Below are 10,909 nucleotides of genomic sequence, written 5' to 3' on the forward strand. Positions count from 1 at the left end.
AAAAGAATCTATAAAATAAGATCCTTTTAGCTTTCTATTGAATCAAGGTACCCTTTAATTTAAGGATAAACATTCACAATCTCTTCAAATTTGAGGGTTTCCTATCGTATTATGACTTATTTGAGTTAGATAATTCATCCTGGCGATCATACTGTCAATTTCAATCTCAAAATTGACAATCCAAGGACTCGGATATATCGCTTATTCTCATAACAGAAGAATAAAACAAAAATAGGCAGGTATGAATCCAGTTCAATACCGAATCCATACCTGCCTATTAATTACTTAATCAAAACTCGAACTTTTGGAGTTCACCTTAATTGAACAGCATCCTTTTTTTCAAAACGGCAGGTTATTTCTTTAAAGGTTTTTATATAATTGATTGATATAAAGTTCGAAATTCGGACCCAGGTTTTCATTGTTTTCACCGATGATTTTACCTTCATATAGCGATTCCCCTGTACGCAAATCACCGATAAATATCGAATGGCCGTCAGAAACATGATTCACTATATACAGTTTCCCATTTTTAAGCTGGAAAAACGGCTCGTCTTCCTCACTCGCAGGGTTCGTAAAACTAAAGTTTTCAGGACTTTCCCATTGTTCCTTTTCAATATTATAACGATTCAGTTCCAAACCAGTGTCTGAAGGAACAGGAATAAATATATCATTCTCATGAATGACCATCATGTCAATATATGGTTTTAATTCAACAGGAACTGTCCATTCCTCCACTTGATTGGTGATGTTGCTATAAAGATACACTTGGCTGGAGATTTGTTCAGGTTCAGCAGATACATGATCCCCCCTTTGATCCTTATATTTTTCTACCATATATAAGTAATAGTTTTCAGTTTGAATTATTTCGGAATCATTAAATATACGGATACTGGATATCATTCCCTCTTCCAGCTCTTCTTTTGCAATAATTGAGTCATGTTCTAATTCCTTTTTGTTTTCATCAATCGTATAAATGCGAAGTTCCTCTCCTCCATTAATGAGATAGCCACTTACGAAAATTTTTATTTTTCCGTTTTCTGCGTATACATTATTCACGTTCTCCCAATCGTAGCTGGCATGGACTGGCGTATTGATTTCAAAAGATGACTGTTTATTTGTTTTTTTATCCAGAATATGAATCTTAAGAGTTAAAGGAATTCCCTGAATCACTCGCCCATCATTGGGAATATTAGTGTAAATCAAACGCTCTTCATCTTCAAAATAATAAGTTGGATTCAATTTTTTGCCGCGCATAAAATTACGATGTTCTTTAATATATTTTTGAAACATCAAATTTCCATAAGTATTTGAATTGATCAATGTTTCAATAAAAGACTGGTTCATCGTATCAGTCGTACCATTCTTTGAAATATCCAGCCAACGATGAATATCGCCATTCTTATAGGCCACACTTAAGGAAACATTTTCCATTTCTTCTTCATTTCCGCTGATAGTTTCTATTCTAAAGGACAATTCGGTGTCATTAGCCATTGCTGTCTGGATATAGAAAGCACCAATTGTAATAATTATAACTAAACCGATCAATATGGTTTTCCAATATTTTTTCAATATAATTCCCCCCCTCAGACCCTAATTTTACGTTTTAGCAAATGATTTGCTATCCAAACTGCACTTACTAAAACAATGACACCTGCCACCAATTCCATTACAAAGATTTCAATTGGGTAAAAATAGTTCCTTGCAAAAAAGATACTCAATAATACCGGTGCAAAAAAGACAAGGAAGGAAAGAATTCCATAAACAATTGCGAAGAAAATTCCTTTTAAACGGTAACTCCGCTCCAATAAAATGGCGGTGAATAAGACCGATACAAAAATCAGACCGGTTCCATAAACAAGGATAAATTCAATAATTGTATTTGGATAAAACCAGTTCATTATATTGAGATTAAAAATCTCATGAAATGGCAAATCGGTTCGAAAGTCGGCAGGCACAATACTTTTTAATATTTGAATTTCAATTGGAATCAATAAGATTTGCAAGGCAATAAACCCGATTACAAAAAACATGATAGCCGTCAGTTTTGCGAAATATATATTAATCCGTTCGACCGGCAACATTAACAATCTATAAATGAAAGTATTTTTCCCAAACCAGTCCCGATACCAAATAAAGAAAACATAAATCATCAAAGTTGTGATACAAAGAGCGATTGGCAGCAAAAACCACCCAGAAAAAACGAGTTGGTAAAAAGACAAGGTCCCGAATTGCTCAATGAATTGACTCTTTGGCATTAGATTTTCATTAATCATCTGATTTGCCTCATTCATATATCCTTTTGAGACGGCAAATGAACCAATGACTTGGGAGAGAATTGTGATCCCGATTAAAATCAAATATATATTGAAAAATCGATTCACTTCAAAATTAACGAGTTTTAAATAACTTTTCATCCCAAATACACCTCCCGCATCACATCGACGACCGATTTTCCTTCATTCTCACGTACTTCTTCCACACTGAATTCCTTTAGTACTTCACCGTTATCAAGGATTACTGCCTTGTCAATCAAATATTCAATATCATTAATTTCATGAGTTGTGATAATCACGCCTCGGTCTTCAATCAAATGACTTGTAAACACATCCGCAATCTGCTCACGGCTAAAAATATCGATCCCGGAGAATGGTTCATCCATCAGCAAGTAATTCACATCCAGTGCCAAACCTAATAACAGATTGACTTTAGCCGTATTTCCCTTTGATAAATCGGAAATACGTTCTGAAGCATTCAACTTAAAAAATTGCAGAAGTTCCTTTGCTCTTTCCGGGTTCCAGCTTTTATAAAAATCCGCCATGAACGTAAAGGCATCATCAATCTTCATTTGCGGCAACATCGTGATGGTATCGGGAATAAAGGTAATTTTTTCAAAGCTTTCTTTACCGATTTTTTCACCGTCAATTAAAATTTCACCACTATCAATCGGAGTAAGTGCCATAACAGCTTTCATAATTGTCGTCTTTCCGACCCCGTTTATACCGATCAGACAAGTAATTTCACCTTTTTCAGCAGTAAAGGAAACACCTTTTAAAACCTGTTTCTTACCGTATTTTTTCTTGATATTTCTCACTTCAATCATTCCGATCCCTCCTCTTCTTCGTTTTCCGTATCATACTTTTTCTTGACTAGTTCCAACACTTCGGAAAGCGGCACATTGATCGTTTTGATGGAACCAATAAAATTGTCAACTGCTTCGACAATCAATTCCTCACGAACTCTGTTAAGGACCACTTCATCTTTCGTAATGCGGCTCGGCATATTCCCCTCGGTAAAAATCAATCCTTGTTCCCCCATTTCCTTATAAGCTCGTTGTACGGTATTTGGATTAATCTTCAGCTGATTAGCCAATTCCCTTCTTGATGGAATCTCCTGGCCCGGTTCAAAATAGCCCATGGCGATTTTTTCTTTAAAAAGCCGGATGACCTGTACATAAACCGGATCCCTAGTATTAAACTTTACATTCAATCGACCCAACTCCCAGAAAATCATTTTGTGTATTAACTATTTAATACAGATTAAGCATAGTAGGCTATGTACAGTGTATAAAAGACTTTGATACAGAACTTCCCAATAAACTGTTGCAGTGAGTACCGATAAAACATCGAGCCATTGCACTGGCTAATCTGTTTATTGTATTAAACATTTAATACACTACCCACAAAAACATGTATTAAGTAGTTAATACACTCTTCGGAATGTATTATATGCTTAATACACATTTCATGTCAACATATATTCAATAATTCTAATTAATAACTCAATGCCTTTCACCTCCTCGACTCGCAAATGTTCGTCTGTGAGGTCTCTCACCTTACGCTTTGCCTGTAGGAGTCACCGCCGATTTGATGAAAAACAACAATGAAGTTAAACACAGCCTTTTATTTAATTTTATAGTGTCAATTTTACCAGTTTCACTTAAAGTTTTAGCCGCTTTTCTTCTATCATTCTTTTACTAATCTACCCCTTTCTTATTAGATGAAGAGTGTTTCTATGTACATATAAAGCTGAAGGCTCTTATTCAGGAAAAGGATTTGAAAGAAAGCAATAAGAAAAGACAGCCTCCTCTTAAGCCGCTGTCTTTTTTATATTCTATCCCCTCACTTATTTGTTAGCAGCTCTGGAATAATAATAGTAATTATGCCGCTCATAACAGTTGGAATTATTGATTTACATGTATATTTAAAGTAATAAGGTTCGTTTTATACCTTTCTAATCGTGAAAAATTTCCTTAAAAGCCAAGGTCCCTGGGCGAATCCAAGTGTTAATTGCCAAGCACCTATCGCCTGTAAACCAAACTCGCGTACTAATATCATTTTTGCACTCATGCTTCTGCTGTCTTCAAACCATACCTCATGTGTTTTTCCCTGTTCATCTCTATATTGAAAAAACGGTGATTCATATTCCTCTGAATATTGTATAGGTGACTGATACCGCATAGCTGTTTCAACTGCTTTCTGATTTGATATACCAGGTGCCACTGTACCTGGTATGTATGGAATTAACCAATCATACCCGTATAAAGGAACCCCGAGTATAATTTTCCTTCGTGGAACACTCTTTATAGCAAATTGTATCGTTTTTCTCACTTCAGTAATTGGTGCTACAGGTCCTGGCTCGCTGCCGGAATGATACCAATCATATGCCATAATAAACATATAATTAACAACGGCTCCAATTCCTCCATAATCATACCCTCTTAACCAAGGAATATCCTCACTCGTTTTTGCCGGAACAGCTATTGTTAAAACATAGCCTCTTGGTCTTAAACGGTCTCTCAATTGACGTAAAAATCCGGTGAACAAGTCCCTATCTTCAGCTCTCACACGTTCAAAATCAATATTTACTCCGCCATATCCCTTTCTGGATACTAAATAAAAGATATTATTAACAAGATTTGTCCTTGCTGTTGGATTATTCAGGACTTGGTGAGCAAGTTCTGAACTAAAGCCTTCTGATGTTAGATTAGTAATGGTAACGAGCGGAGTAACCCTGTTCCTCCAAGTCGTTTCAATCGCTGTTAGATCATTTAGATCGTTTACTATATCTCCATTGGTACCAAAATGATATTCAAAAAGGGAAATAGAAGATGAATAAGGTGCGAAATCATTAATCAATGTTCGATCCAATTCCGGAGTCCGGACAACATAATAACTCAACGTACCTGCAACATAGTTCGAAATATTAGGAATCCTTATTTTCATTCCAGGCTTTAAAACGTCGAGATTAAGGGAAGGATTAGCTGTTCTTAATTGTTCTAAGGGAACATAGGCCTTTTTGGCAATACTAGTGAGTGTGTCCCCAGGCTGAACAGTATATACGTAAAGAGCAATAAGCAGAGCTTGACCCGGAACAATATTTGTTTGCTCCAAGCCATTGACCATACGAAGCTGACTAATAGAATAATCATACCTGTTGCTTATTGAAAATAAAGTATCACCAGGTTGAACTATATGGATAAACATAATTACGCCCCCATTTACTTTTTATCAATGCATCTGACAGAAAAAAATTAAATTTTTAAATAGATATATAAAATAATATTAATGTGTCTGCCAATAAATGATGATATTTCAATAAGAATAAGGGCGATATACATTTTATACAGCTTCTGTTAACATAACTGATATTTTAAACTATAAAAAAAGATCTTTTTAGCTGTTTATTCAATTAACGTACTTATTAGTGAAAATTCCATTAAGAAATTAATGTGATGATCAAATATATTGCTGTTCCCCACATAATAAGAGCAGATACTTTGTTTAAAATGATAATAAATCTTCCCGAGTTATCTAACCTTCCAACTTGTCTTCCAACTAATGAGAGAGAAAAAAACCATATCCAAGACGTTATAATACAAGCTAAAGTAAATCCAATCTTCTCTGTATCTGAGTATGATATTGAACTTGTTCCGATTACTCCGATCGTATCCATAATGGCGTGAGGATTTAATAAAGAAACCGAAGCGGCAAAAACAATTTGTTTTTTTGGAGTAAGAGCTTTTTCACTCGATGATGTTGTGGCAGGCTTGCTTTTCCAAGTCGTATATCCCATATACACTAAAAAAATAATTCCACCCGTTAATAGGACAATTTTTATCCAGTAAACACCTAAAACAATGACTGATACACCTAAAACAGCTAAAGTTATAAGAATGGTATCGCAAATGGATGCCGTAATGACAACTGGTAAAGTTCTGCTGAATTTTCGTTGAGTTGCACCTTGATTAAAAATAAAAACATTCTGAACACCTAATGGAAGAATCAATCCAAAGGCTAAAATAAAACCATGAATAACAGCACTTATCATATAAAACCTACAATCCTTTCTAATCTCCTAACTGCTACTAAATTATAATACAACTTCATGAACAATGAAGATTTCTTATTCCAGTAAAATATCTTTTTATTGGATAATACCAGGTTAATATAAAATATTCTTATAGAAAATAAAAAAGATTTTCGAATGAAAGATCTTCTTACTTGTTTATTTAACGCAACAGTTAATTAAATAAGCTTCATCCGCTATACAATCAGGGCACCTTTACCTCTGCAACATAGTACATACCGATGATGTTCTTTTTTAAATAGATATACGGAATCGGCATTTTTGTTTCTCGATCTATCCAAGTTTCTACCTGATATGCCATTTCACCATTATTTAATTTTCCATTATAATCAATATGAGCAGTTATACTGACAATAGGATAACCTTGGAGAAGTATATAACTTCTTATCGTAAGAACTGGGGAAACATATAACATGATAATGATTCCAAGAGCAATCGCTGCTCCAATTACTTTTGTTTTTTTGTTCATACCCATCTACCTTTACTTTTCTTTACTACACATTTTATAGACACTACACAAATTCCCAGATTTACACATATTTTCGTTTAAATAACGTTTTAAAATATCTAATACAATACTTTACATAATTCAGATTTTAGCCAGTATAAAAGGACCTTCGATTGAAGCTCCTTTTATACTGGCTTATGGTCCAAATTCCATTTGACCGGTAAATAATAAGATAATTATGATTAACCAGAAGATAAAGAAAGAGGATGATAGAATTAAAGATATAACAGGAATTATATTTTTCTCTGTTTTCTTCACTATACCAGTCAGAGATAATATGATGCCGACACCTGTAAGTGAAAACGTTATATAGTCTCCAATCGAACTGCCAATGTTTGCAATTCTTGTTGGTGTTACAAAAACAATAAAAAAGCAAATAACTCCAATTGCAAGAGAAATAAAACTGATGATGCCATGTTTCTTTTGAGCAATCACTTTGTCTTTCAAATAAGAACAACCTTCCCACTTAAATTATAACTCTTAAATACTATCTAATATCAGTTTATTGTAACATAGCTCAAATTTGATAATATTTAATAAATATTCAAAGAATTAAATGCGTAATAAGCTAGCTAACATTATCGACATTTTAAGCTCAGTTATTATTGAATATTACGTGTAATAACATCTCCTTTTTGAGGCATAGATTCTCCATTAATGTCTTCAAAAAATAACGGCAATCCTTCTGCCAAGATCGGATATATAACTTTAGTTGGATCTTGTTTTTGATGATGAATATGTAAATGAGGTTCCGAAGTTGAACCGCTGTTTCCTACTCGTCCAATTACATCTCCTTGATTTACATGATCTCCCACTTTTACAGAAACACTATCTTTTTTTAAATGGTTTAACAATAAATATGTTCCAGTTTCATCTATTTTAATATAAGCATAGTTTCCTTCCATTGAAGTAAACTGTTCTGAACCTGGTACAATATCTTCTTCCTTATCATAAGCAGCAATTACTGTTCCAGAAACAGGGGAATAAACTTCTTTGTTCCAAATTCCATAATCTTCGTTATTGCTACTTCCAATATCGTATGGTTCTATAACTAAATCATATGCCCATCTTTCTGATGCCCATATAACATGGGGAAGATTATTTTCAACAGTATCGCCGCCCCATCCTACAACTGTTTGTTCAATGAAAGGCCATTCCACAGTAACAGCTGGTTTAGCATGCTAAAGATCATTTGGATATGCAAGAATAATAATATTCATTGTCATTAATAAAGGAAAAACTAATACTATGTTGACAATTAAATTCACACATAATTTCATCATGTTTTTCTTTCTGATTATAAAAACAATGAATAGGATAATATTTATTATTATCCCTAATAATCCTACAATCGGTAAAATCATCTTAAGGAATGTCCATGCATATACACTAAATAATCCACTGATGAAAAACAAACTAATCCATAATAAAAAGATAATTCCTATCAATATACTATTTGTAAATCCTATATTTCTCATTAACCGCATCAATTTAAAGCCTCGCCTCCCATTTGCTAAACTCTGCTAACCGATTTAAATTATTTCTTCTGTAATTAATTAAAAATGAAAAGTATAATTTCTTAATTTCCTCATCCTTAGTTATATAACTTTATTAGTGCTTAAATTTTATTCATTTATTTTCACAATCTCTCGGTAAAGAGAATCCTTTTCCTATAATATCGGAAGCATTTAAAAATATAACAAAAGAGTCTATATCGTGACTCTGTATTAATCCCTTTAAATAAACGGCTTCCGATTGTTCCACCACACTGAGTAACAGCACTTTTTTCCGATTCGAAAATCCTCCTTCTGACCATACTTTAGTAAAACCTCTATTAACTTCATTTCGAATTAAACTTGTTACTTGCTGCTCATTTTCTGTAATAATTAATACAAGTTTAGTAGCAGAGGAACGAAGCTGTATAAAATCTATCGATTTACTTGCTATAAAAGTTGAAATCATGGCATAAAGAGCAAGCTCTAAATCAAAAATAATAATTGCCACAACGACGACACAGCCATCAATTATTAGCTGTGCAAAACCGCTTGATAATCCTGTGTATTTTTTAATAAGCTGGCCGATAATAGTTGTACCGCCAGTGGAACCTTTTCCTCGAAAGACTAAACCAAGACCGATACCGCATAATATTCCCCCGTATATGGAAGAAAGCAAAGGATCTTTCACAGTAAAGGGTAAGTAAGATGTTATCCAAACAGATAAAGGAAGAAACGTAGTTCCAACAAATGTTTTCACACTGAAATCTCTCCCAAGGAAGTAGTATCCGAGAAAAAAAACAGGAATGTTAATACTCCATTGAACAAAAGCAGGATTCCAGCCATACAGACTGTAAAGTATCGTACTTATTCCGGAGACCCCTCCTGCTGCTAAAAGAGCTGGTAATAAAAAGATATTAAACCCCAATCCAACAAAAAAAGTACCAAATATAATCAAACTATAAAACCTTAATTCTTTTCTTATATCCATATATGTTCTCTCTTTCACTATAATAAAATGAAATAATTTTATATCTTTATTAATAATAGCAAATATATAATATATTAATTGGCTTTTAAAACAACAATTTAAAATATTTAGTTATTTTTACGAATAAAGTAAAAAGGCATAAGCCCGGTTCCATACCGAATTCATGCCTTGAGAGCCGCTTAAAATTTTCTACGGGTACTTTATCTCATCTCCAAGTACTGACTTTGGAAAATACACATTCTTATAACACTGTGATAGCTGCCGTCAACGAAAAATTCATCCTGCAGTTCCCCTTCAATTGAAAAGCCGGCTTTTTTATAAATATGAATTGCTTTTTCATTTCTCTTATCAACTACTAAATAAAGCTTATGCATATTTAATACACAAAAGGCGTAATCCATTGCTAAGCGAGTTGCTTCAGCCGCATAGCCCTGACCTTGATATCTCGGATCAATAATAATTTGGAATTCCGCTCTGCGGTGAATATAATCTATTTCCACTAACTCCACCATTCCGAGCATTTCTTCATTTCTTTCTACTATAAAACGGCGCTCACTCTGGTCGTGAATATGCTTATCATATAAATCCCGCAGCTCTACAAAAGCCTCATACGGCTCTTCAAACCAATAAGACATAATATTAGCATCATTATTAATCTCATGAATAAACTTCAAATCTTCTCGTTCTAAAGGACGCAATCTAAGTTCCTTGCTCATCTTCTCAAACCTCCAAAAGTATAAATGTTTTATCCTTATTGTAAAGATTGTTCTATAGTAGAAACAATTTCTTTCAGCTGAATATTATAAACACCGCCCCCTGCATCTCTCCAGACCTTGATACCTTCCAGTCCTGCTTCTCTTACGGAAGTTTCCCCCAGATAAACTTGGACACTGTCCCTTATACTTTTCTCACATACTGGCACATGTCCAATTTCTGTTAAAATTTGTCCTTCTGATGTCTGTATTCTTACTCCTGTTATTTGAATATGGACAGCTGTTGTATCGAGAAAAGGTTCCTTCTCTAATACTACAATGCACGGGTTAGGATCATCTTCTCTTCCGTCAAACGACCATACTTGCCCGGCCTGAAATGATTCCATTATCGTCACTTCCTCTAAATAAAATTAATTATAACGTTTTTTATTCCCTATAAGATACCGTTAAACCTTTTTTCTCTTTTATAACATGGCAATAAAAAAAAGAATCTCTAATTACAAGATTCTCTTTTTTCCATGAAATGAATGCTTCATAATGAAAAACTATATTTAATTAACCAGTTAATTCCTTTTCAAAAAAAGTTACTACATCAGCCCACCCTTCTTCAAATTGCGAAACATATACTGATTGATGCACATAATTTCTGTACGCATCTAATTTAAATTCAACATCCTTATCCAACCAGTTACAATAACGTTTTTTAGCTTCTTCCAATGATACATTTATTTTAAAAACACATTTTCTCATTCTGATTTCCCTATTTAACCATCTAATCGATCAAATAATAGACTAGATATCCATTTTACCCTTTTATCCCAGCCTTAACGAGCAGTAA

At 33.8% G+C, this 10,909-nt stretch carries 14 protein-coding genes; all 14 read right to left on the reverse strand.

What is annotated here, in order from left to right; genetic code table 11:
- Window positions 1-360 precede the first annotated feature (360 nt).
- Complete coding sequence (locus BFA01S_RS05945) at window positions 361-1,569, reverse strand: hypothetical protein (protein WP_066226937.1); 1,209 nt, start codon at window positions 1,567-1,569, stop codon at window positions 361-363.
- A gap of 14 nt (window positions 1,570-1,583) precedes the next feature.
- On the reverse strand, window positions 1,584-2,414 hold the full coding sequence (locus tag BFA01S_RS05950; RefSeq protein ID WP_066226939.1) for a hypothetical protein: 831 nt from the start codon (window positions 2,412-2,414) through the stop codon (window positions 1,584-1,586).
- Window positions 2,411-3,100, reverse strand: a complete 690-nt coding sequence (locus BFA01S_RS05955) for an ABC transporter ATP-binding protein (RefSeq protein WP_066226941.1) — start codon at window positions 3,098-3,100, stop codon at window positions 2,411-2,413. The genes BFA01S_RS05950 and BFA01S_RS05955 overlap by 4 nt, the downstream gene beginning before the upstream one ends.
- A complete protein-coding gene (locus tag BFA01S_RS05960) occupies window positions 3,097-3,486 on the reverse strand; it encodes a GntR family transcriptional regulator (protein WP_066226944.1) in 390 nt (129 codons plus the stop codon). Before BFA01S_RS05960 ends, BFA01S_RS05955 begins: the two co-directional genes overlap by 4 nt.
- A gap of 734 nt (window positions 3,487-4,220) precedes the next feature.
- A complete protein-coding gene (locus tag BFA01S_RS05965; protein ID WP_066226947.1) occupies window positions 4,221-5,483 on the reverse strand; it encodes a glycoside hydrolase family 18 protein in 1,263 nt (420 codons plus the stop codon).
- Window positions 5,484-5,715: 232 nt separating this feature from the next.
- A complete protein-coding gene (locus BFA01S_RS05970; protein WP_066226951.1) occupies window positions 5,716-6,327 on the reverse strand; it encodes a LysE/ArgO family amino acid transporter in 612 nt (203 codons plus the stop codon).
- Between the two features lie 223 nt (window positions 6,328-6,550).
- Window positions 6,551-6,835, reverse strand: a complete 285-nt coding sequence (locus BFA01S_RS05975) for a hypothetical protein (RefSeq protein WP_066226953.1) — start codon at window positions 6,833-6,835, stop codon at window positions 6,551-6,553.
- A gap of 174 nt (window positions 6,836-7,009) precedes the next feature.
- Entirely contained in the window at window positions 7,010-7,321 is a 312-nt protein-coding gene (locus BFA01S_RS05980; protein WP_066226958.1) for a hypothetical protein, read from the reverse strand.
- Window positions 7,322-7,476: 155 nt separating this feature from the next.
- Window positions 7,477-8,034: a M23 family metallopeptidase gene (locus BFA01S_RS05985; RefSeq protein WP_235842971.1), complete on the reverse strand. Its 558-nt coding sequence runs from the start codon at window positions 8,032-8,034 to the stop codon at window positions 7,477-7,479.
- Between the two features lie 21 nt (window positions 8,035-8,055).
- Window positions 8,056-8,364, reverse strand: coding sequence for a hypothetical protein (locus BFA01S_RS23185; protein WP_235842972.1), 309 nt, complete (start codon window positions 8,362-8,364; stop codon window positions 8,056-8,058).
- A gap of 139 nt (window positions 8,365-8,503) precedes the next feature.
- A complete protein-coding gene (locus BFA01S_RS05990) occupies window positions 8,504-9,358 on the reverse strand; it encodes a YitT family protein (RefSeq protein WP_066226960.1) in 855 nt (284 codons plus the stop codon).
- A gap of 200 nt (window positions 9,359-9,558) precedes the next feature.
- On the reverse strand, window positions 9,559-10,074 hold the full coding sequence (gene speG / locus BFA01S_RS05995) for a spermidine N1-acetyltransferase (protein ID WP_066226964.1): 516 nt from the start codon (window positions 10,072-10,074) through the stop codon (window positions 9,559-9,561).
- Window positions 10,075-10,109: 35 nt separating this feature from the next.
- On the reverse strand, window positions 10,110-10,457 hold the full coding sequence (locus tag BFA01S_RS06000) for a hypothetical protein (RefSeq protein ID WP_066226966.1): 348 nt from the start codon (window positions 10,455-10,457) through the stop codon (window positions 10,110-10,112).
- A 169-nt stretch (window positions 10,458-10,626) separates the two neighbouring features.
- Complete coding sequence (locus tag BFA01S_RS06005) at window positions 10,627-10,821, reverse strand: hypothetical protein (RefSeq protein ID WP_066226969.1); 195 nt, start codon at window positions 10,819-10,821, stop codon at window positions 10,627-10,629.
- Between the last annotated feature and the right edge of the window lie 88 nt (window positions 10,822-10,909).

The sequence above is a fragment of the Metabacillus fastidiosus NBRC 101226 genome (assembly GCF_001591625.1).
Taxonomy (GTDB): domain Bacteria; phylum Bacillota; class Bacilli; order Bacillales; family Bacillaceae; genus Metabacillus; species Metabacillus fastidiosus.